Here is a 20,103-nt window from a genome sequence, read left to right as displayed (position 1 = left end):
GACTATCAGTGTTTAGCGCTGGAGCAAGATATCCAATGAGATACCCGTTATCAGCCTTGAGAACAAAATCAGATAACGAGCAGCCCATCGCAGGCCAGAATGCAGACCATGAGTTACCATATCCTAAGTTGGGGGGAGAGTTGTTTTGGTTAAATCACGTAGATAGTATGGTTGGGGTATTGCTTGCCGATTGGAGCGAATGGCACGTCATCGGCAAAATCCATTGGCGGTGTTGATTGTGGCCGTTGTGGTTTCCCCCATCCCTGAGATTGTTGTTGCTGTCTTGGGTGCTGCTGTGGTGACTGCTGGTTTTCCTGTCTGGCTCCTAGCATCTGCATCGTTCCACCGATATTTACCACCACTTCAGTTGAATAGCGATCCTGTCCTTGTTGGTCTTGCCACTTTCGTGTTTGTAACTGGCCTTCAATGTAAACCTGGCTGCCTTTTTTCAGGTATTCACCGGCAACTTCGGCGAGTTTCCCGAATATCACAATTCTGTGCCATTCCGTTTTTTCCTTCATCTCCCCGGATTGCTTATCCCGCCATGTTTCAGAGGTGGCTAGTGTGATATTTGCCACTGCGCCCCCGTTTGGCGAATAACGCACTTCAGGATCCTGCCCTAAGTTGCCTAATAAAATAACTTTGTTAACTCCGCGTTGTGCCATTTATGCCGCCTGTTTCAGTTCTTTAAATCTAATCCCGGTTACTTCCTTACATTTTTCTTGCAAATCTGGGTGTCCTTCCAGTGATTTCCATGTATCGGAATATTGTTGCTGTAGTTTTTCTCTGCTGCTTTCATGAGTTGCATATTCAGTAAAATCCCGCAAAATTTCATCGGCTCCTTTAGATGCCACATGATGGATTTCTGCGTCAGCATCAATGGCTGTTTCTTCGGTTGGAATACAGAACGCCTGAAATGCAGCATATTTATATGCGATGGACATAGCTTTGTTCGTTGCTTTGTCTCCGCTATCCATCGCTTCACCAAACGTGGTCACAGTATGCTTGCTGCCATCTTCTGTGGCGATAAAGTCAAATTCAGCTTTGACGACGACATAAAACAGCGCACCTCCTGTTTTTGTGGCCCGTTCTGTTACGGTGCGTTCAGTTATGCGTGGCAAGATAAGTAATCCATGTTTGACTAGTGCCGGGGCTAGTGCGTTATAAACAGCATCAATCCCCCTGAACATGAACTTTTGAACTTTATTCTCGCTGTTTTTTTTAATCCCTGTTTCAGCCAGTTCTTTGGCAACATTACTGATAGCTTTGTAGACTGCACTCATAACTACCTCGATAACCAATAATTGAGGGTGAATTCAATATCAGGATCAATGTCAGGCTGTTTTAATAGCCACGCAAAATAGCTGGGGTTAGTTTTCTTAACCTCTTCAAATGTCATGCCTTTGTGCTTGCCAAATCTGAACTTGTGCAGCAATGAGGGCTGGTGACTAATCTCCAGCATCTCTTCATCAGACCAACCTGATTCATCCTTGATACGTTTAAATAGTGCGGCGGTGACTATGCAGTCATACAGTGCCCTGTGTGCATGTAACCCATCCGGTACAAAAACATCCAGTTTTAGTGCATACCGGAGATATTGGTTGCTGTGACTTTCCATGTCTGGCCACAAACGCTTGGCTAATTTCAATGTACAGATAAACGGTGCGTCCATCTCCGGCATCATACGTGAATCGAAAGTAGCATTATGTGCAACCAGAAAGTCAGCCCCTTTGTATTTAGTAATAACATCATTAATTAGCGGAGAATTAGCGACCATTTCATCCGTAATATGGTGAATCGCCATTGCCCCGACTGAGATGGGTTGTTGGGGATTGACGAAATGAGATTGTTTTTCCATGTAATTTATGATGTTACCTACAATGTCAATGCTGGCTATCTCTACAATCCCGCTGTCCATGTTGCAGGTTTCGGTGTCTACTACTCTGTAAATTGTCAAAATTAATCTCCTGTCCAGATACCACCATTATGGCGGCGAGGTGATTCACCCCGATAGTGATCGTGCTCTTTACTATTCTTTGACCAGTATTCTCGCCACCCCTGACGTATCTCTTCATCACGCTGTTCTTGCATATGCTGAGGTAGGGGCGGGTTAAATGAAGATTTATAGTTAATATTGAAGAGTCGCTCTGCTAAGACACGCTCCTTAGCACTCATGATTGCGGGATGTGGCGTTTTATTACTGATTGCCGCGACCAGTTCATCCAGGTACTGCTCTTTCTCCTTCGGGTCTTTTGGCACAAAACAGCCGGGCGATCTGCGGGGATAAGTGTTCATCTGAAATCCCCCCTAAATTCCATCTCACTGGCTGGTAATCCTTCTCTGCCTAATACCTCCCTTTCATATTGCCGCCAGTTGTGTTCGGTGATTTGTTCTTCCGTGTATTGTCGCTGCTGAGATTTTTTATCGGGATTGGTGTGAGTGTTGTAATCGAAATTTCTCATAGTGGGATCCTTTCAGATTTGGCTGTTTGTTTTTTGCTCCGCGCCATCAATAATCTGAACTTAATTTCATTAACCAGATCATCAAGTTCTGATTCGGTTAATTCATTCTCTTGAGCAATTCGTGCTATTTGTTCCATGCCGTGGCGTTTTTTAACTGCAAATCTTGTGAGACGCATGTGTTATTTCTCCATTGTGATTAAACGGGAATAAATACAGTTAATGAGATGAGAAAGAGAGTAATTCGGCGCTTCCATGTGCGCCTGTTCCTGACTGCTTGTGGTTTTGCGGGAATGACCGCGCTGCCATCGTGCATGTTATTACGCATGTAAAAACCCCTCGTTAGTGAAAACGATTAATAAGATCCCTGGTGTTGGATTTATTTTTGAGGCTAGCGAATTAATTCAGGTAATAAAAAGCCTCGTATTGGCGAGGCTGGTGTTTGGTTATTTAATAAATAAATTTAAATAGCATCATCAACAAAAATACAAATATTGATGGAAATGCAAAGAATATAGCCAATATTGAAAATGTTATTTTGCTAAATTTTGTTTTAAATAAAAAAGCCAAAAGTATGAAGATTATCCCTATAGGAATAGTAATCCACCAAGCGAAACTAAATAGATAAAAATAAGTTTCAAAAAGCAAAACTATTGTTCTTACCACTTCATCCACACATAATCCCTCATGAATCCCATTGTCGAATCCATGAATATATCAGAGTAACTCACCACAGCCCACTCGGAAATGAGCTGGAGTTAATTAACCATAGATAGCTACTTGTTCGCGGATAAATTGACGCTTAGCCCATGCTAATTTGATGAAAGATTTACGCAATGTGCAGTCATCACGCCATTTAATAGCAGACTGGCGGTTAAGTTTCATAGAAACTCTAACTTCGTTGATGAATTCGATATCCATATTTATACCCTCAGAATTAATATTGTTTATTTGGAATGACTCGAAGTTAATTGTCTGCTTTTAGCCACATCAGGCGAGGTGGTTTTGTTACTCCCCAGCAACAAAATAGGATGTACCTGCATATTTAACCACCTCAGGCGGCAGTGGTTTTGTGGTTTACCACAACACACAAAAAGGCTGTGCCTGCTTTGATTACTCACTCAGGCGGCGTGAGTTCCACTGTACCCCTACAGTGAGAAATCAGTTAACATATTCTCACCCCTACAAAAGTGAGAGCAATTGAATGCCCATTAGTACTGCATTGAATATCGTGAAAGATATATCAGGTATTGGTAAGAAGATTTTTGATAAAAAAGTCAGTGATGAAGTCAGAAAAGAAATTCAGGACATGATTGATAAGTCATCAGAGTTATATGAGCGTGTCGTACTCCTTGAGGATGATCGACAGGCGAACAGACAACTTATCTCTGAACTTCAAGAGAAAATCCAGCGTTCTAAAAATTTTAAACGTGAATTTAAAAAGTATAAACCATATCAATTTGAATCTGGTGCGCTTGTTTATACGTACGACACAGCAATTCATCCTGACAAGCCTACGCATCATATATGCACAAAGTGCGTAGATGAATCGGTAATATCGATACTTCAACCAAAGGATACATCTTGTTATGAATTGATTTGTCATGCGTGTAGCTCAAATTATGTCATCAAGAAAAAAGTAGTAGGCTTTATTGGCTGATATACCTACGCTCTAGCCGTAATCCCGCCTGACTCCAACCAACGGCGGGATTTGGTTTTGGTTGAAACTGATTTTTTATTTACTACGGTGATTAGGCTGCTGGGCATGTTAGCAGTGTCAGGCTCTTGTTTGGTAGCACTAGGTTTCGACTCGTTATTATTCCAAAAGTCTTTTTTACGGTGCTTCCGAGCCTGATTAAGAGCATCATCAATGGCACTTTCCAGTTTATCGAAATTCCCGTACTTGTAATTTTCGTACATAAAACTTCCCCCGTTAATTGGCTTTGATGCTATGGCGATGATCACCACACCTCAAAGCCAACTGCACTTTGAACCACACTCTCGCAGTGGTCGCGCTCATGCCCTTGAGTGCCTTCTTTCAGCCATAACCGATGCAAAACTGGCTTTCTTGCTGCTTATCGGAGCTATTTGTAATCTATGAACCTTGACCCGTCGCTACACAGGCTAACCATTTGGCTACTCAGGGATGCGTCACTAGCGCATCATCAAAGCATTACGCTTGCGGTCTATCCGCTTTGCTAAACCATGATTGGTTCTCCTATTGTTGATAAATACACCTAACACTGTCCGCCGCTTGCCTGAGATGCCATATACCCCGTGAGGTCTGGAGATGTCAGGGAACTGAGTTGTGCAGATATCTCTGCTCAGCATTAGATGCAATACCAAATTGTTAAAGAGCATATTGATTTATCTTTCGGCTGTGTGCCTTGGATGGATTCAATATAACTTTGGTTATGATTATTGGCAATAACTTTTTTCATGTTAAATATGAATTAAGTTATAAATATTTGAGCGGGAAAGGAATTTTTTTGAAAAAAGTTATGGGGGATGAGAGATGGGAATAATAAAAAGGCCGCATTATGCGACCTTATGGAGAAATGATTAATCTAAAAAGGATGCTACCCAGAAGACTTTACCCAATATTTCTACGCTATCCATTGGAACTTCTTCATCTGGATACTCTTCTTTTTTGAGGCTTCTGATGGTGATTTTGTCATGCGATGATCTGATTAGAATCTTTATTCTTTTCCATCCGTTTTGATTAATTGCATAGACTTTTCCGTCTATAACTTTTTTGTCATCACAATTAATAGCGACGGTAGCATCATTGGGTATCAAAGGTGCCATGCTATCACCTTTGGCGGGGAAGCATAGCACTCCCGTACCATCTGGGTCAGCTCCAACTCTTCTGAATGTAGGCTTAAAAAATCTCAGCTTAAACCCTTTATAGTCCGGCTTACTGTATTCACCATTACCATATACATAGTCGATATCTGTCAAAAATGGAACTTCTACTTCATCGAGTTCTAAAGGTGCTGGATTGTCCCATCGTTGAATATTTTCCCATTCTTCAAAAGGGTGGGAATTAGGATTAGCAATTTCACCTTTACCACTGACTAGCCATGTAGGATTCACACCCAAAGCTAGAGCAATTTCAAGTGACTTTCTGGAGGATTTAGCTTTCCCTGAAACGAGCTTGGCTATGGCTGGCTGTGAGATGCCAACCCTTTGAGCTAACTGCTCTTGCGACATTTTTGCCGCTTCTAATGCGACTTTCAGGCGTTCAGATAACGTTTTCATGCGTGGAATATATAACCTCAGTTATGCAAAATCAAAGAACCAAAGTTATTGCGTTTATCCATAACATTGGTTATATTTAATTTCAATTATTACTATCAGAGGCATAACCATGAATATAGTTATTCAACGTGCTATTAAGATCGTTGGTAGCCAAGAAAAATTGGCTCTCCTCTGTGATGTTAGCCAGCCAGCAGTACATAAATGGCTGAAAGGAGGGCGAGTATCTCCACAGCGAGTACTTGCCATCGTTAACGCCACGGATGGATTAATCAAGGCCCACGAAATTCGCCCTGATTTGCCACTTTTGTTCCCTCGCGTGGAACACGCAGCATAACTGCATAGCTCTTTAACAATCTATCTTCACGACAAGCTATTGATGAACCCTAGCAAATCGAAATAGCGCCGAGTAAGAACTCAGGCAATCGGGGCGTAGATCCCGTAAAGGCTTATTCATCAAGAGGCTAAGTCGTGTTAACCACTATCTAATCAGGATAGTGAATTCATTCGCTTCATACTTAAACCAAATTTAACTCTGGGTAATTTAACTTATGGAACACGCAATCACACGCAATACACGTAATGAGAGTAAAAAATTTATAAGTAATCATTTGCTCTCTTCGATATTGCAGCCCATCAGAGATGTTACGCAAAAAGTTATAGCTAACAAATTAGGCGTAGCCACTTCAACCATCACTCGACGACTTGACCATCTCCAACATACAACTGAAATAATGGCTCAGGCTGGAATAATCGATGTAGTGAAAGATGGTGAACGAAAAATTAGTGAGGAAGAATATCGATACTGGCTTATTCGGATGATACAAGCCTCTATCCAGAACTTGGAATTTAATTTCAATGGAGAGGTGAAGATATCTTACGAGGAATATCGATATTTGCTTAAGCAGCAAATTGAATTATCAGAAATGAAACTCAGGAACTTTATATGAAAAAGCCTCAACTATGGTGGTAGCTGAGGCCTATAAAACAATTCATAGAGTGGAAAAGTTTACGGATTAATTATACATGAAAACCAAATTTAATCACATAGCCGTGCATAAAAATAACATGCGCGATCGGGAGGCTCGTTCCGTTACCAAGGAAGGAGTTAAACATCTTCGTGCTCTTTTAGATGACGCGAAACTACGGAAAGAACTTCGAAAAGAGCTGATTGGAGATGATCGCCATGAGTAACATTGCAAGAATGGCTGATTACCGTCAGCCAATAACACAAGTGAAAGAGGAAAGTGTGAATGGTGATATCGAGTTCATTAAAATGCCTCGTAGTCCAAAATTAGTTTTAATGGCGCACAGCAACAAGGAGATAACCTATCGGCAGTACAGGATCATTGATGCCATTATTGAAAAAACGTTCGGCTGGCATAAGCGGTTTGATAGAGCAACTAACACTCAGATAGCAGAAATGATTAACCTACACCACACTCATGTGAGCACCGAAATTAAGGAGTTAACACAAAGAAAAATACTTATTAAACAAGGAAGTATGATAGGGCTAAATTTGGAAATTTCTGAGTGGATTTTAGATGTTAGCCAAAATAGCAAACCTTTAGCCAAATCAGCTAATAAAAGTTTAGCTAAAACAGCTAAAAAAAATAAGCCAAATCAGCTAAACACAAAAGATACTATTAAAGAAAAGAAAGATAATAAAAACATATTGTCCGAACAAGTTCAGACTGAATGTGAAAAAACCTCTCTTGAGCCAGCAAAACAAGATCAGGTTCAATCAGTATTCGAAAATATCTTTTGGCTTGCCGGGATGAAAAAAATTGGCAAACCCAAGGCACTCTCCGCTTTCAAATCTCAGTTCAAAGCGTGGCGGAAAGAAACCGGAGGAACGCCGGAGCAGTTTGCGACGTTTCTGGTTGAGGACATTCGGTCACGTTTGCAGGCAAAGATATTCGGATTTGAAAATCTCCACCCGACCACCTACCTGAACCAGAAACGCTGGACAGATGAAAAGCCCGCGATAAGCACGCCAGCTAAACCCACTTCGGGACAGTCCGGGATTACCGTCAGTAAATCCGGGTTGGTCTTTCTGGATTAGCGACGAAATACCAAATCACATCGTCCATGAATTTATGATGCCGTTATTTCTCCGCGAAATTAACGCAGAGAGTATTAAATGGCATAAGTCATAACATTGGGTGTTTTGAAGTTAAAACCTCTCAAAATTGATTACAGAGGGTTTTACGCCCATGTTTAAATAGTGTTCATGCTAATTATCAGGCATGGAAAATAGCGGGTAATCTGATGACTATTACAGAACTTTCAGACCGTCTTTGGTCTGAGGTGGAGAGAGTGGCGAAGTACTTGTTACCAAACGGCAAGCGAGAGAGTCACGAATGGGTGACTGGTTCAGTGAACGGTGAGACGGGGAAGAGCCTGAAAGTGAATCTTACCGGGAAGAAAGTCTGGTCAGATTTTGCTGAGGGAACTGGTGGGGATTTACTGGATTTATGGATTCAGGTGAGAGACTGCAGTCTGCATCAGGCGATGACCGAAGCGAAGCAATTTCTTGGTATTAGCGATGATGATCATCACTTCGAAGCAAAGCGGCAGAAGAAATTCAGCCGACCCAAAAGCGAATCGCTGAAAAAAAATATCCGCAAAACTGAAAACTGTTATACCTACCTTGCGAGCCGAGGGATTAGCCGGGAAACCGCCGAAGCATTCAAAGTTTGTGATGCGGTGATCTGGTCGCACGATGAAAATCGGGAGTTACCTGCTATCGCCTTTCCCTACAAGCGAGATGGTGAGTTATTGCAGGTTAAGCGGATCAGCACTGAGCGGCCCAATGGCAAGAAAGCCATTTCCGTTGAGGCAGACTGTGAGCCTTGCTTGTTCGGTTGGGATACCGTGCCGAAAAACGTCAGAGTGGTGATTCTCTGTGAAGGTGAAATTGACAGCATGAGCTATCACCAATACGGATTACCCGCGCTTTCCGTCCCGTTCGGGGGCGGCAAAGGAGCAAAACAGCAATGGATTGAATTTGAATATCATAACCTAGACCGCTTCGAAGAAATCTGGCTATCGATGGATAACGACGAAGTGGGCCATGAGGCGGCAAAAGAAATTGCGAACCGCCTTGGTGAACATCGATGCAGACTGGTCAAGCTTCCGCACAAAGATATCAACGAGTGTCTGCAGGCGGGTATGACTCAGGATGAAATTGTCCGCTGTCTTGAAACTGCCGCCTTTTTCGATCCCGAGGAACTTTGCAGTGCCAGAGAATACTATCAGGACACCATTCAGGCATTTTACGGCAAGGAGCAATACCTGTTCGGCAGCCCGTGGGAGACTTTGAATCACAATTTCAAATTCAGGGAGGCGGAGTTAACCATACTCAACGGGGTTAACGGTCACGGGAAAAGTGAAATACTGGGCCATGTTCTTTGTGAAGCCATGAGGCAAGGTTCAAGGGCGTGTGTGGCCTCGTTTGAGTTAAAGCCTTCCGTATTTCTCAAGAGGCTGACCCGGCAGGCAACATGTAGCACGTTGCCACCAATGATTGAGATTGAGTCTGCATTTAATTTTTATGATGACCGCTTATGGCTATTCGGACTGACAGGCACCGCAAAAGCTGATCGCCTGTTAGATATTTTTCGCTATGCCAACAAACGTTATGGCATAAACCTGTTTATCATCGACAGTCTGATGAAGTGCGGAATTGCCGATGATGATTATAACGGGCAGAAGGATTTTCTTGATGCAGTCTGTGACTTCAAGAATAAAACCAACAGCCATGTCATCCTCGTCACTCACAGCAGGAAGTCTGATAGTGAAGATAAACCCACCGGGAAAATGGATGTCAAAGGCTCCGGTTCTATTACAGACCTGACTGATAACCTGTTTATCATCTGGCGAAACAAACGTCGGGAGAGGGCCTTGCAAAAGCTACAGGCAGGACAACAACTCAGTGATGAAGAACAGCGCCATACCAACGAGCCTGCGTCCATTCTCTGCTTGGAGAAGCAACGGAACGGGGAAGGATGGGAGGGTAAGATCCCGTTATATCTTGAAGAACAATCTCACCAATTTCTCATCATGGAAGGCGCTACACCTTACAACTATATCGCAAACATGCCTAACGCCGACTATGACGATGCTTGGCGTGAGGCGCATGTAACTGAATATTAACCCCACCAGAAGAACTTTAGATGACACAGCAAGAAAAACCAGACACCAAACAGCTAATCGAACGTACCAACCACACATTCCTGAAAATTATCTCGCAAATTTGTCTGATCATGACATTGGATGAATCGGACGAATCTGACCGACTGGAGGCATTGCGTCTGGCGAAACATCAGAATGCTGAAATCGAAAAATGGTTATTGGAAGAAAATGCAGGATGAAAATCAAAATAATCTCGTTGAATTGATTAATGCCATTATTTCGCTGTGAGATTAATACAGAGAGGATTAAATACGATAAGTCATAATTGGGTTAGTTGAAGTTAAAATTCATTAGAGTTAATTACAGGCTGCTTTATGGGTATGGTTGAACAATGGTCAGATTAATTTATTCAGGCATGAAATTAGAGGAGAAATATGGTGGCCAGAAATACAGTTGAACGATTAAGCAATTCAGCAGGCCATGATTATCAGTGGTCAGATATGTGTCGGGTTCATCTCTGTAAACTGTGTGGCACAGCAGAACACCGTAGCGGTTGGTACTGATGGGCTGGTTACAAATCGAGAATTGAGCCGCCATGTGAACGGCGATGCTCTAAGGATGAACTACTGAAATGGCAAGAAGAGGCTATTTTCGAAGGAATATAACGGAGATTAGATGGATAAGCAGATCTTTCTGCTACGAAATGCGCACATACTCAAAAATCTGATAGTCACACTCGATAACTTACCTCTCAACGACGAATTTCCCATTCAAATCACTATCTCAGATTCAAATCGAACACTACCGCAGAACGACAAGTTCCATGCGTTATGTGGTGACGTTTCTAAACAGGGGATTGAGTGGGCTGGCAGTACATGGAATACACCGGAATGGAAATGCATTTTTGTTTCTGGTCACGCTAAAGCGACAGGAAAAGAAGGGCAGATCATTGCAGGGCTGGAAGGTGAACTGGTGCCGTTGGCAAGAGAAAGCACTGCCAGAATGAGCATGAAGCGCATGAGCAGCTTAATTGAATATTCACAGGCATGGGCTGTATGTCAGGGCGTAAAACTCACAGAGACACGCTACGCGCTGAATTATTACGGCCACAGGATTTAAATCAAATGACTAGGGAATAAGATGGCAAATTTGCGGAAAGAAGCGCGAGGTCGGGAATGTCAGGTCAGACTTCCGGGTATTTGTAATGGCAACAACGAGACAGTGGTTCTGGCTCATTACCGAATGGCGGGTATTAGTGGCATGGGAATGAAGCCGCATGATCTATTTGGCGCATGGGCCTGCTCTGCCTGTCACGATGAAATAGACCGCCGAACGACACTGACCGATATCGATTATGCACATCTCGCTCATCTGGAAGGGATGATCAGAACACAATCCATATTGTTATCGGAGGGTAAGATTTGACGTGAAAATCTATGACATCTTGCCTGTTCCCAAACCACGGATGACACAGGCAGACAGATGGCGAAAGCGAAAGCCGGTATTAAATTACTACGCATTTAAGGACGAAATCAGGCTCAACAACATTACTCTCCCTGAATCGCATTACCACATCACCTTTGTTATCCCGATGCCACCAAGCTGGAGCAAGAAAAAACGCACAGCGATGAACGGCAAGCCACACCAGCAAAAACCTGATAAAGATAATCTCGAAAAGGCGTTGTTAGATGCTGTTTTTGATGATGACTCACGGGTCTGGGATGGTCGGGTGACGAAGCTCTGGGGAGAGAAGGGGCAGATCATTATCAGGGAATTAGATGCATGACCTTCATTGAACTACACACACGTACAGCATTGCCGGGGATAAAATAAATGAACCTAGAGAGCGCATTAAAATACCATTTCGCGAAATCCCCTTCATTGACCGATTCATCCAGAGCGACATCCAGTGAAACATTAACAGGCACTGATGTGATGGCGGCCTTCGGGATGTGTCAGAGTAAGGTGTCATTCGGCTACGCCGCGTTTACAGGAAAGATGGGGCTTAGCCGGAACGACAAGGATAAGGCGATCAAACTACTGACTCAATATGGGATGAGGCGGTGTGATAAGGTGGCAGCCTTACGCAAGCTCAGTCCCAAGATTAAGGTAAAAGTCGTGCAAATACTGGCAAAATTCGCGTTTATGGATTATTCGCGCTCTGCGGCTAGCGTTACTGAATGTGAAAAATGCCGGGGTGTAGGGATTATTTACGCCAAAAAGGACGTCACCAAACACCCTGGCATTATTCGTACAGATGGTAAGGTGATTATTGAACCCTGGGTTGAAACAGAGCAGGTTGGTGAACTTTGTCAGAAATGCAATGGGAAAGGATCTGTTTCTTGCGCCTGTAAGGATTGCAAAGGGCGTGGAACGGCAGTGGATCAGGACGAAACCGAAAGGCAAGGTGTGCCTGTTCGTAAGGCTTGTAAACGTTGCAGTGGTCGAGGATATGAACGAATTCCAGCCTCTAAAGCATTTAGGGCTGTCAGGGCGGTTACTGGTGGTATCAGTGTTGCCACATTAGAAAAAACAGTAAAACCATTTTATGAAGACCTCATCCAAGAATGTGAAAGAGAAGAGACGAAAGCCAATAGCATGTTAAAGAAAGTTACCAGTGATTTTGGCGATGTTTGATAATCACAAACGTTTTCGTTTGACAAATTTCCGAAAACTGGGTAAATTTGACGCTAATGATGGGATACTCTGTCTTATCAAATAGAAACCTCGCCCTTGCGAGGTTTTTTTATACCTGAAATAAACATAAGACTTGCTGTTGTCGTTGGTCAAAGTTACATGTGTGTTCACGCCGAATAACTGACCAAAGGTTTAAAATTATCATGCTAAAACATGAAGATATGACAACAACAGCTTCCTGCGTTTTAGAAACAGTGCCTCTGTATGACTGGGCGTCTGTTTCAGATATTTCTACCTTAACGGGGCTAACAAGGCCACGTTGCCAATTGCTTTTAACTCAATTTTGTCTGGCTGGTCTGATGGAAAGCCGGGACAATGAGACGTTTTTCAAACGTTGCCTTTGATGGGGCAATGTCTTAAGCGGTGAAATGCAGGGTTGGTGATGCAATAACGCCAGCCTTCCCCCTGTGGCTTTCCTGAGAACCCGTCAGCGTCGATGTATGGAATAGCCAGTGAATTTAAGTAGTACCACATTAATTAACGACGACTCTCTGAAATTTATCAAAACCCTGCCGGATAACTGTATTGACCTGATTGCGACTGACCCGCCTTACTTTCGGGTCAAAGACTGCAGTTGGGATAATCAGTGGAACGATGTGACGGCGTACCTTGCGTGGCTGGATGAACTGCTGGCTGAATTCTGGCGGGTGCTGAAACCCAACGGTAGCCTGTATATGTTCTGTGGTTCGCGTCTGGCCTCTGATACCGAGCTGCTCGTGCGTGAACGCTTTAATGTGTTGAACCATATTATTTGGGCGAAACCTTCCGGCTTGTGGCGCAGGCCGAATAAAGAAAGCCTGCGGATGTATTTCCCGGCCACTGAGCGTATTATTTTTGCCGAACATTATCAAGGCTCCTATCACCCGAAAAGCGATGACTATTCCCGTCACTGCCGGGAACTGAAACAGTCGGTATTTAAGCCGCTGATCGATTATTTTCGTGATGCCCGGAAAGCGTTAGGCGTCACGGCAAAAGAAATTCACGCTGCTACAGGAAAGCAGATGGCGAGTCACTGGTTCAGCGACAGCCAGTGGCAGTTACCCAATAAAGAGGATTATCAAAAACTGCAGGTGTTATTTGACTGTATCGCTAAAGAAAAGCATCAGCGTGGCGAGCTGAACAAGCCTTATTCTAATTTGGTGGAATCACACCAGATATTATCGCGCCAGTATGAAGAACTGCGGCAGGAGTACGGCTTAATGCGCCGTTCGTTCTCAGTCAGAGCAGAAGTGCCTTATACCGATGTCTGGCAGTTTGCGCCTGTGCAGTATTATCCGGGCAAGCATCCGTGCGAAAAGCCTGCTGATTTAATGGCGCATATTATTCAGTCCAGTAGCCGGGAAGGGGATCTGGTGGCTGATTTCTTTATGGGTTCCGGGGCGACACTGAAAGCGGCGCTGAAATTGAATCGCCGGGTTTTAGGTGTGGAATTGGAAGAGGAACGGTTTAAGCAGACCGAGCAAGAGATAACAGGCTTGAGTTTGTAGCTCGATAAATAACCTATCATCTTTCAAATTATGAGTCTTGCTATAGTAGTAATCTGATTGAGATGGGGACTTGGCTTAAGTAAGGTTTTCGGTGAGTTAACAGTAGGATGAAATTACCTTTATTAATAAATAATTAAGTGAGGTGTTTATGTCTGACGTTAATAAACTAGATGATAAAAATTGTTCATTCGACCCTGAAAAATATAAGGTCACATATAAGACTACCACGACAGTTGAGCTTAGTAATGATGTTACTGCTCCGGTAGGCTCTTTTGCATGGGCAATAATTCAATTGAATTTAGGTAAGTTAGTGAAGCGTAAAGATTGGGATTCCCCCAAGCAATACTTACGATTTAATAAAGAATCAGGTTATATAGAAGAATACGATAAGCATGACCATTGGGAACGATGGAGTCCTAAGCAAGAAGACATGGTGGCTTGTGATTGGCTGTTGGAAGCAATGTGTCCAGAAGATGCCATGTTGATTTTTGATCTTAAACTAGGATTTGAACAGATTCCAGCGGGTAACAAATGGTGGGGATACAATAATTGGGGAAGTAAAAGTATTCATACTGGTACTTTAAATATAATTCAAAATAAAATAGGAATTATTGATATACAGTGGTTCTATTTGGATGTTGATAATACTATCCCAACTCTTCTTACAATAGCTTTGCAAGTATCCACTGATAAAAATAGCGATCAAAAAGTATATCAGATATTTAAGAAAAATTTTTATGTTACCGTTGATAATGAAACTTATAATCTTGGTATTCGTCCAAGTTGGGGGCAAAATGGTCTTTATACGCGCAACGTGAGCTATACTTATGATAGTAGATATGATGCCCATAATCTTCAGAAACTTAATGTCAAAAAATTAAGTGAAATATTAAAGCAGACAGATCAAACTAAGCGTTTCTGCATAACTTGGCGTGATAAATAATTTGTCCAAATGCATACACGAAATTCAAGGCTGCGCATTGCGTGGCCTTTTTGTATTTCAGCCAAAGTAAACAGCCCCAGAGTGGGGCCGTTGGGTTATGGAATGAGTTGCTCTGGCGTGCAGTTGTATAGCGTCGCCAGTTTTTCCCGTGTGCGCTTCTGTGGGCGATCTGATGCCTCCCACTGAGACACGGTGGATTGAGCTGTGTTGAGCTTTTCAGCGACTTCATATTGAGACAGTCCACGATAGATGCGCCAAGCCGCCAGAATAGAAACATCCTGGTCAACCATGATAGACACAACGCCGTTAGGCACGGTTACATCATCGTATTTTGACGGAGTGTAGGGCACATCCTCCCAATCTCCTTTTGCGCTGATAAGCTTTTCGTATTCAGCTACTGGCAGGACAACATACAGTGGTTTTCCTGCTTCATCGTTTATGTATTGCATTGTCATATATTCATCCGGTTGGCTAAGAATCGCGGTGAATTTAATAATGAGGAAATGGCGGGTTACCCCGCCTAGTACGTTGTCGATGTTCTCCGTTTGACTGCCATTATCGAGCAGATAACCGGTTCGCCGTCAGTGAATTCGAAGATTATCCTGTAGTCGCCGACCCTTAGTCTGTACTGGTTATCAAGGTCATGAAGCTTCTTGATGTCCAGTGTTACTGCAGGAAAGGTTTCAAGTTGGTTAACCTTCTCATTGATAGCTTTCCGGTATCTGGTATCGATTGAAAGCAACTGTTTTCGCGCTTTCCTCGTCCATTGAACCGTAACCATCGTTTCCTCATTTGTTAAAGAACATATCCGCTTGGGATGATTAGATAATAAGATTTAAATCGTATTTAGTCAACTAAAAATGCGATTAAAATGCGATATTGTTTTCAGGGCTACGCTATTGGCGTGGTCTTTTTAATTTATGCCACCGCAATCACTTTCAGAACCTCAGTATTTCCTATTGCGGCTGGCATCTTATTAACTCACTAGCGAGGTGAATGGTGGAAAAGCGTATTGAAGAACTGGAAAAAAAAGTTGTTGAGTTGGAAAAACAGCTCGCTGATATTCAAAAATCAGTGAGCTGTGATATTGACGCTCTAAGAGCAGATTCAGCTGTAATTAGACACGCAATAATTAGTAAATCTTAAGACAATTATTTTATGGTCACGTTTAGCTTATTAATACTGTTGGCTAACTCAGTATAGACTTGCTTTACTGTTGAGTTTTGATGTTGATCGGCAAATTGTTGAAGATTGACTATCACATCATTTTTAACTGATGGGATAGCTGTATCCAAGCAAGCCAGTGTAATAGACAACGCTGATTCAAGCGCTTCAATTTTTACGATTAAAGCTGTTAAATCAATAGATTGATAAGACATTTAAAATTCTCACTCCGAAGCTACTCAGCCATCACTTCGGTCAGTTAATACTCGGCTGATACAGTAGCATACCTTAATTATTAACTTATTACATTTCTCACAGGGGCGAACCTATTTCACCCCACGGACGCCCATTGTTCTGATGGGGTGGAATATGAAAATGAAAGAAAATCCTGATATTTGGGTACATCTCGGTGACTGGCTCATATCGATAAGAGAGCAAGGCATCGGGGCAGCCCTCGCCGGGACAATGGCATTTCTTCGCGGTCGTTATCAAGGCGGTGGTTGGTTAAAAGTGTCAATAGATGCCTTTATGTGTGCCATGTTCGCTTGGTTCATTCGTGATGTATTAAATCTGTTTGGTCTGAATCCTGACTTGGCCTACATCGGTAGTGTAGTGATTGGTTATCTGGGGACAGACTTTATTGGTCAATGGCTGCGTAAGGCGGCGGAGAAGAAAGCGGGAGGCAATAATGACGAGAGGCATTCGTAACAATAATCCCGGCAATATTGATCACAATCCCGCGAATAAGTGGCAAGGTCAATTGCAGCATGATCTGAATCTTGAAAAGCGGTTCTGCCGGTTCGAGTCTCCTGAATATGGCGTTCGGGCACTGATGAAGTTGCTGTGTAATTATCACAAGGGCGGGCACAACAGCATATCTAAGATGATCAACCGCTGGGCACCTTCCAATGAGAACAATACTACGGCTTACATTAATGGTGTTGCTAAGGCGCTTAATGTTAACCAGTTCGAGAGAATTGAAATCAACAGATCCACACTGATTGCACTGGCTAAGTCGATTATCCGACACGAGAACGGCAGGCAACCTTATTCCGATGATATTTTCATACGGGCATTTGAGATGTTATGAATATTTCAAACTCAATGTTTGCCTTGATATGTGCATTGATCGGCTGGTGCTGGTTCTTCTTAGCGGTAATGTTGCTATGAAATTCAACATCCAGCTTTTCATGATTGGTACGCTGGCTCTTCTATCTACTCTGCTCAGTTTAACTTACTGGCAGTATCAGAAAAAAGTTAAAGATTACACAGAGCTGAATGAGAAATATCAAGCGCAACTCACTGCGATAAATAAGCAGCAAGAGCGTATCCAACATCTTTCCGAACTAGACAAGATTCACACTCAGGAACTCGCCAATGCCAAGACTGAAATTGACAGGCTGCACACTGCTTCTCTTGCTCATCCTGAGCGGGTGTACATCAAAGTCAAATGTCCAATGCCTGAAACCGATACCACCTCCGGCATGGATGATGCAACCACTGCCCGACCTACAGACTCCGCTGTCAGAAATTATTGGTTACTCAGAGAACGTATTGCCACCTCAGAACAAATAATTCTGGGATTGCAGGAGTATGTTAGGACGCAGTGTAGGTGAGAGGACGGCGGAGTACCGTCCTACTCGCATTCAGATAATATTATAAGGAATAGTCCCATGCATAAGTGCGTTAAAGCCAAACCTACTAACAGGCAAAAAGGAAGGTATTTCTTCATTAATTCTCCATGTGTACTTGCAGCGCAATGAAGCTTAATAACCCTCACTTTTGCCCAACAACAAGCGAATAATACTTAACAATTGATTAACACTTGAAACTAAACCTAATATTTCTTTACCCATTCCCTGAGTGGTTAAAGAAATACCCCAAGCCATCACATCCGTGGTGGCTTTTTTATATCTGAATTTCACCGCTTCTCGCTCGAAGCACAAACACCAAAGAACCTTTCAGGATAAGCCTTGAGGAATACCAGTAGTGGTCTGGTTAACCCTCTTTGGGCTGGTGATTCCTGAGCGCAAGGTTTATCACTAAAAGGAACTAACCATGAAAGAAGTGATAGTCATCCCTCCATTCGATTTCCAAGAAATGGTAACAGCCGTACAAGATAAGGTGGTCACGACGAGCCTTAAAATCGCGTCCTATTTTGGCAAACGGCATGACAACGTTTTAAGAAAAATTCGTCAGGTTAGAGATGAATGCCCGGATGATTTTGCTGCCCTCAATTTTGAGGAGGCTGATTTCATTGATAAAAATGGTGATGTGCAGCCGATGTTCAACTTGACTAAAGATGGTTACATGTTGGTTGTAATGGGATTTACGGGCAAAGCCGCAATGCAAATCAAAGTGAACTACATACGAGCCTTTAACTGGATGGCGGAGCAAGTAGATCGATGGAAATATCTTGGTGAAGAGGCGCAACAGCGCCATGCTTTGAAAGTGGCTAAGTCTGAAATCAAAGCACGAATGGGGAGCAGGCTGATGAATGCGAGGAAGAAAGAGAAGAAGTTGCTGGCCTTGGAGTATGAGCAAATTTTATCCCTAACACAGCCAAAATTGCTTTTTCACGGAGATTAATAGTTCGAGGGGTGGCATTTGAAATGCGATCCTTTGCCATGATAAGCGACTGATGTTGGCGAGGTACTCGGTTTGGCTTACCACTCAGCAAAGCTTTTTACTTATTAACATCGGCTAAAAATTCAGCCAATGACCATTTTACAAAATTCTGTAAAGTATTCACATTTGGTGTGGCTGGTAGGATGTGTATCAGTTTTGAGGCAGATGGGTGGGGCAGTTAAGATGTATCACTGCCCTCAGAATGTTATTAATTATATCGTAAAGTCTAAGGCTTCTCTTAAACCCTGAACCATTATTATGCAGTTGATAGTTACATGTTTATTCGTCGCTTTAGCTTCTTCCATGGTTTCTTTAAAGATGTTAGTAATAATGAGTTTAACATAATCCTCTTTTTTTAATAAATCGTTACCAATTACATCAATTTCACCAACGATAGCGGTTTCAATATCTTTGATTTTTTCGGACTCTTGGATTGAAGGATTTTGTGAAAATGTGGCTTCTATTTTTTTTCTGATAGCTGCCGCTTTCTCGTCTGCATCACGAATTCCAAAAGAAGATATTACAGAGTAAGTTAATAAAAATGGTTTAAACATTTGAATCTCCAATTTTGAGTTTTTTGGGTGGCCAATTGGCCAATGTTGGGAATCGCGGAGAGATTAATATTCCTTTACCTTACATGTGGGAGCCTTGGTATAAATCAATCTATTAAGTAAAAAAGTTTAAAATTTGTGATGGTTGTCATTAAATGATATTTAAATAAGGAACAAAAATGGCTAAACCAGATTGGGAGGCTATCGAATCGGCTTACCGGGCTGGTTTGCTGTCTCTCCGGGAAATTGCCTCTCAGCATGGCATATCAGAAGGGGCCATCCGCAAAAGAGCTAAGCGTGACGAATGGACAAGGGACTTAGCCGCAAAAGTCAAATCCCGCTCTGATGACATGGTACGCAAAGAAGAGGTACGCAATCAGGTACGCAATGAAATAACACTCTCTGAACGCGTACTGATTGAAGCCTCTGCGGAGGTGATTACTAAGGTTCGCATGGAGCATCGCGGTGATATCCGTCGAGCCAGAGAGATTGCCAATGCGCTGTTTGATGAACTGGGTGCGGAATGTGCCGATATCGATGCGTTGAGGCAATTAGGGCAACTGATGCAAGAACCGGATGATAACGGGCGAGACAGGCTCAATGAACTCTATCACGCCATTATCAGTCTGCCTGAACGGGTGAAGTCAATGAAAGCCTTGAGCGAGACACTCAAGAATTTGGTTGGATTGGAGCGTCAGGCCTACGGACTGGATGACATACAGACGAATAAAGCGGTTGATCAGCTCTCGAATTTAATGGACGAATTGTCTAAGGGATAG

At 42.8% G+C, this 20,103-nt stretch carries 37 protein-coding genes; 22 read left to right on the top strand and 15 right to left on the bottom strand.

The window, feature by feature from the left end:
• Positions 1-149 precede the first annotated feature (149 nt).
• The 8 genes from AACX38_RS15435 to AACX38_RS15400 form a co-directional block, all read right to left on the bottom strand.
• Positions 150-665, bottom strand: coding sequence for a single-stranded DNA-binding protein (locus tag AACX38_RS15435; RefSeq protein WP_228863119.1), 516 nt, complete (start codon positions 663-665; stop codon positions 150-152).
• Positions 666-1,283 (bottom strand): ERF family protein, encoded by a 618-nt coding sequence (locus AACX38_RS15430; protein ID WP_099123939.1) that lies wholly within the window; start codon positions 1,281-1,283, stop codon positions 666-668. It lies immediately after the preceding gene.
• A 2-nt stretch (positions 1,284-1,285) separates the two neighbouring features.
• A complete protein-coding gene (exoX, locus tag AACX38_RS15425; protein WP_339385693.1) occupies positions 1,286-1,960 on the bottom strand; it encodes an exodeoxyribonuclease X in 675 nt (224 codons plus the stop codon).
• Positions 1,960-2,295, bottom strand: coding sequence for a hypothetical protein (locus tag AACX38_RS15420; protein WP_228863118.1), 336 nt, complete (start codon positions 2,293-2,295; stop codon positions 1,960-1,962). The genes exoX and AACX38_RS15420 overlap by 1 nt, the downstream gene beginning before the upstream one ends.
• A complete protein-coding gene (locus AACX38_RS15415) occupies positions 2,292-2,462 on the bottom strand; it encodes a hypothetical protein (protein ID WP_228863117.1) in 171 nt (56 codons plus the stop codon). Before AACX38_RS15415 ends, AACX38_RS15420 begins: the two co-directional genes overlap by 4 nt.
• The gene (locus AACX38_RS15410; protein WP_228863116.1) at positions 2,459-2,638 is read right to left on the bottom strand and encodes a hypothetical protein; all 180 of its coding nucleotides are present in this window, start codon (positions 2,636-2,638) and stop codon (positions 2,459-2,461) included. Before AACX38_RS15410 ends, AACX38_RS15415 begins: the two co-directional genes overlap by 4 nt.
• A 20-nt stretch (positions 2,639-2,658) precedes the next feature.
• Positions 2,659-2,787, bottom strand: a complete 129-nt coding sequence (locus AACX38_RS15405; protein ID WP_255711927.1) for a hypothetical protein — start codon at positions 2,785-2,787, stop codon at positions 2,659-2,661.
• A gap of 434 nt (positions 2,788-3,221) precedes the next feature.
• Positions 3,222-3,344, bottom strand: coding sequence for a hypothetical protein (locus AACX38_RS15400; protein ID WP_255711926.1), 123 nt, complete (start codon positions 3,342-3,344; stop codon positions 3,222-3,224).
• 319 nt (positions 3,345-3,663) lie between these two features.
• Here AACX38_RS15400 and AACX38_RS15395 point away from each other — a divergent pair, with 319 nt between their 5' ends.
• Positions 3,664-4,119 carry a hypothetical protein gene (locus AACX38_RS15395; RefSeq protein WP_228863115.1) on the top strand — a complete coding sequence of 152 codons (456 nt, stop codon included), beginning with the start codon at positions 3,664-3,666 and terminating at the stop codon, positions 4,117-4,119.
• Between the two features lie 5 nt (positions 4,120-4,124).
• On the opposite strand, the gene AACX38_RS15390 is transcribed toward AACX38_RS15395, so the two are convergent.
• Positions 4,125-4,379 carry a hypothetical protein gene (locus AACX38_RS15390; RefSeq protein WP_228863114.1) on the bottom strand — a complete coding sequence of 85 codons (255 nt, stop codon included), beginning with the start codon at positions 4,377-4,379 and terminating at the stop codon, positions 4,125-4,127.
• Between the two features lie 31 nt (positions 4,380-4,410).
• On the opposite strand from AACX38_RS15390, the gene AACX38_RS15385 reads away from it, so the two are divergent.
• Positions 4,411-4,560, top strand: a complete 150-nt coding sequence (locus tag AACX38_RS15385) for a hypothetical protein (RefSeq protein WP_228863113.1) — start codon at positions 4,411-4,413, stop codon at positions 4,558-4,560.
• 461 nt (positions 4,561-5,021) lie between these two features.
• On the opposite strand, the gene AACX38_RS15380 is transcribed toward AACX38_RS15385, so the two are convergent.
• Complete coding sequence (locus AACX38_RS15380; protein WP_228863112.1) at positions 5,022-5,720, bottom strand: XRE family transcriptional regulator; 699 nt, start codon at positions 5,718-5,720, stop codon at positions 5,022-5,024.
• A 109-nt stretch (positions 5,721-5,829) separates the two neighbouring features.
• Here AACX38_RS15380 and AACX38_RS15375 point away from each other — a divergent pair, with 109 nt between their 5' ends.
• The 14 genes from AACX38_RS15375 (at position 5,830) to AACX38_RS15310 (ending at position 14,981) form a co-directional block, all read left to right on the top strand.
• Positions 5,830-6,054 carry a transcriptional regulator gene (locus tag AACX38_RS15375; protein WP_187650554.1) on the top strand — a complete coding sequence of 75 codons (225 nt, stop codon included), beginning with the start codon at positions 5,830-5,832 and terminating at the stop codon, positions 6,052-6,054.
• A gap of 214 nt (positions 6,055-6,268) precedes the next feature.
• Positions 6,269-6,667, top strand: a complete 399-nt coding sequence (locus AACX38_RS15370) for a hypothetical protein (protein WP_228863111.1) — start codon at positions 6,269-6,271, stop codon at positions 6,665-6,667.
• 76 nt (positions 6,668-6,743) lie between these two features.
• Positions 6,744-6,911, top strand: coding sequence for a hypothetical protein (locus tag AACX38_RS15365; RefSeq protein ID WP_228863110.1), 168 nt, complete (start codon positions 6,744-6,746; stop codon positions 6,909-6,911).
• Positions 6,904-7,782 carry a replication protein gene (locus AACX38_RS15360; protein ID WP_339385691.1) on the top strand — a complete coding sequence of 293 codons (879 nt, stop codon included), beginning with the start codon at positions 6,904-6,906 and terminating at the stop codon, positions 7,780-7,782. The genes AACX38_RS15365 and AACX38_RS15360 overlap by 8 nt, the downstream gene beginning before the upstream one ends.
• Positions 7,783-7,988: 206 nt before the next feature.
• Positions 7,989-9,875, top strand: a complete 1,887-nt coding sequence (locus AACX38_RS15355; RefSeq protein WP_228863108.1) for a toprim domain-containing protein — start codon at positions 7,989-7,991, stop codon at positions 9,873-9,875.
• 20 nt (positions 9,876-9,895) lie between these two features.
• On the top strand, positions 9,896-10,093 hold the full coding sequence (locus AACX38_RS15350) for a hypothetical protein (RefSeq protein WP_099122590.1): 198 nt from the start codon (positions 9,896-9,898) through the stop codon (positions 10,091-10,093).
• Positions 10,094-10,288: 195 nt separating this feature from the next.
• A complete protein-coding gene (locus tag AACX38_RS15345; protein ID WP_339385690.1) occupies positions 10,289-10,417 on the top strand; it encodes a hypothetical protein in 129 nt (42 codons plus the stop codon).
• Positions 10,418-10,529: 112 nt separating this feature from the next.
• Complete coding sequence (locus tag AACX38_RS15340; RefSeq protein ID WP_228863107.1) at positions 10,530-10,973, top strand: recombination protein NinB; 444 nt, start codon at positions 10,530-10,532, stop codon at positions 10,971-10,973.
• A gap of 21 nt (positions 10,974-10,994) precedes the next feature.
• A complete protein-coding gene (locus AACX38_RS15335) occupies positions 10,995-11,279 on the top strand; it encodes a DUF1364 domain-containing protein (protein ID WP_228863106.1) in 285 nt (94 codons plus the stop codon).
• A 1-nt stretch (position 11,280) separates the two neighbouring features.
• The gene (locus tag AACX38_RS15330; protein ID WP_228863105.1) at positions 11,281-11,640 is read left to right on the top strand and encodes a RusA family crossover junction endodeoxyribonuclease; all 360 of its coding nucleotides are present in this window, start codon (positions 11,281-11,283) and stop codon (positions 11,638-11,640) included.
• Between the two features lie 47 nt (positions 11,641-11,687).
• Positions 11,688-12,491: an antitermination protein gene (locus AACX38_RS15325; protein WP_228863104.1), complete on the top strand. Its 804-nt coding sequence runs from the start codon at positions 11,688-11,690 to the stop codon at positions 12,489-12,491.
• 203 nt (positions 12,492-12,694) lie between these two features.
• On the top strand, positions 12,695-12,895 hold the full coding sequence (locus tag AACX38_RS15320; RefSeq protein WP_228863103.1) for a hypothetical protein: 201 nt from the start codon (positions 12,695-12,697) through the stop codon (positions 12,893-12,895).
• A 108-nt stretch (positions 12,896-13,003) separates the two neighbouring features.
• Positions 13,004-14,038, top strand: a complete 1,035-nt coding sequence (locus AACX38_RS15315; RefSeq protein ID WP_228863102.1) for a DNA-methyltransferase — start codon at positions 13,004-13,006, stop codon at positions 14,036-14,038.
• Positions 14,039-14,186: 148 nt separating this feature from the next.
• The gene (locus AACX38_RS15310; RefSeq protein ID WP_228863101.1) at positions 14,187-14,981 is read left to right on the top strand and encodes a Thoeris anti-defense Tad2 family protein; all 795 of its coding nucleotides are present in this window, start codon (positions 14,187-14,189) and stop codon (positions 14,979-14,981) included.
• 95 nt (positions 14,982-15,076) lie between these two features.
• Here AACX38_RS15310 and AACX38_RS15305 read toward each other — a convergent pair whose 3' ends face one another.
• Both AACX38_RS15305 and AACX38_RS15300 read right to left on the bottom strand, forming a co-directional pair.
• On the bottom strand, positions 15,077-15,436 hold the full coding sequence (locus AACX38_RS15305) for a helix-turn-helix domain-containing protein (RefSeq protein WP_228863100.1): 360 nt from the start codon (positions 15,434-15,436) through the stop codon (positions 15,077-15,079).
• A 65-nt stretch (positions 15,437-15,501) separates the two neighbouring features.
• A complete protein-coding gene (locus AACX38_RS15300) occupies positions 15,502-15,762 on the bottom strand; it encodes a type II toxin-antitoxin system RelE family toxin (RefSeq protein WP_228863099.1) in 261 nt (86 codons plus the stop codon).
• A 215-nt stretch (positions 15,763-15,977) separates the two neighbouring features.
• On the opposite strand from AACX38_RS15300, the gene AACX38_RS15295 reads away from it, so the two are divergent.
• Complete coding sequence (locus AACX38_RS15295) at positions 15,978-16,127, top strand: hypothetical protein (protein ID WP_339385689.1); 150 nt, start codon at positions 15,978-15,980, stop codon at positions 16,125-16,127.
• Positions 16,128-16,132: 5 nt separating this feature from the next.
• Here the strand turns inward: AACX38_RS15295 and AACX38_RS15290 are convergent, their stop codons facing one another.
• The gene (locus AACX38_RS15290; protein WP_228863097.1) at positions 16,133-16,360 is read right to left on the bottom strand and encodes a hypothetical protein; all 228 of its coding nucleotides are present in this window, start codon (positions 16,358-16,360) and stop codon (positions 16,133-16,135) included.
• A gap of 160 nt (positions 16,361-16,520) precedes the next feature.
• Between AACX38_RS15290 and AACX38_RS15285 the strand changes: the two genes are divergently transcribed.
• Genes AACX38_RS15285 through AACX38_RS15275 form a run of 3 tightly spaced genes read left to right on the top strand, consistent with a single transcriptional unit; the run spans position 16,521 to position 17,761 of the window.
• On the top strand, positions 16,521-16,853 hold the full coding sequence (locus AACX38_RS15285; RefSeq protein WP_228863147.1) for a phage holin, lambda family: 333 nt from the start codon (positions 16,521-16,523) through the stop codon (positions 16,851-16,853).
• Positions 16,834-17,235, top strand: a complete 402-nt coding sequence (locus AACX38_RS15280) for a structural protein (protein WP_228863096.1) — start codon at positions 16,834-16,836, stop codon at positions 17,233-17,235. The genes AACX38_RS15285 and AACX38_RS15280 overlap by 20 nt, the downstream gene beginning before the upstream one ends.
• The gene (locus AACX38_RS15275) at positions 17,201-17,761 is read left to right on the top strand and encodes a lysis protein (protein ID WP_228863095.1); all 561 of its coding nucleotides are present in this window, start codon (positions 17,201-17,203) and stop codon (positions 17,759-17,761) included. Before AACX38_RS15280 ends, AACX38_RS15275 begins: the two co-directional genes overlap by 35 nt.
• A gap of 150 nt (positions 17,762-17,911) precedes the next feature.
• Here AACX38_RS15275 and AACX38_RS15270 read toward each other — a convergent pair whose 3' ends face one another.
• A complete protein-coding gene (locus AACX38_RS15270; protein ID WP_228863094.1) occupies positions 17,912-18,070 on the bottom strand; it encodes a hypothetical protein in 159 nt (52 codons plus the stop codon).
• Positions 18,071-18,203: 133 nt separating this feature from the next.
• Between AACX38_RS15270 and AACX38_RS15265 the strand changes: the two genes are divergently transcribed.
• Entirely contained in the window at positions 18,204-18,734 is a 531-nt protein-coding gene (locus AACX38_RS15265; protein ID WP_228863093.1) for a Rha family transcriptional regulator, read from the top strand.
• Between the two features lie 251 nt (positions 18,735-18,985).
• Here the strand turns inward: AACX38_RS15265 and AACX38_RS15260 are convergent, their stop codons facing one another.
• Positions 18,986-19,327 carry a hypothetical protein gene (locus AACX38_RS15260; protein WP_228863092.1) on the bottom strand — a complete coding sequence of 114 codons (342 nt, stop codon included), beginning with the start codon at positions 19,325-19,327 and terminating at the stop codon, positions 18,986-18,988.
• 176 nt (positions 19,328-19,503) lie between these two features.
• On the opposite strand from AACX38_RS15260, the gene AACX38_RS15255 reads away from it, so the two are divergent.
• Positions 19,504-20,103: a hypothetical protein gene (locus tag AACX38_RS15255; protein ID WP_228863091.1), complete on the top strand. Its 600-nt coding sequence runs from the start codon at positions 19,504-19,506 to the stop codon at positions 20,101-20,103.

The sequence above is a fragment of the Xenorhabdus sp. PB30.3 genome, from assembly GCF_963895965.1.
In the GTDB taxonomy this organism is placed as follows: Bacteria; Pseudomonadota; Gammaproteobacteria; order Enterobacterales; family Enterobacteriaceae; genus Xenorhabdus; species Xenorhabdus stockiae.
This window is presented reverse-complemented; position numbering and strand designations above follow the sequence as displayed.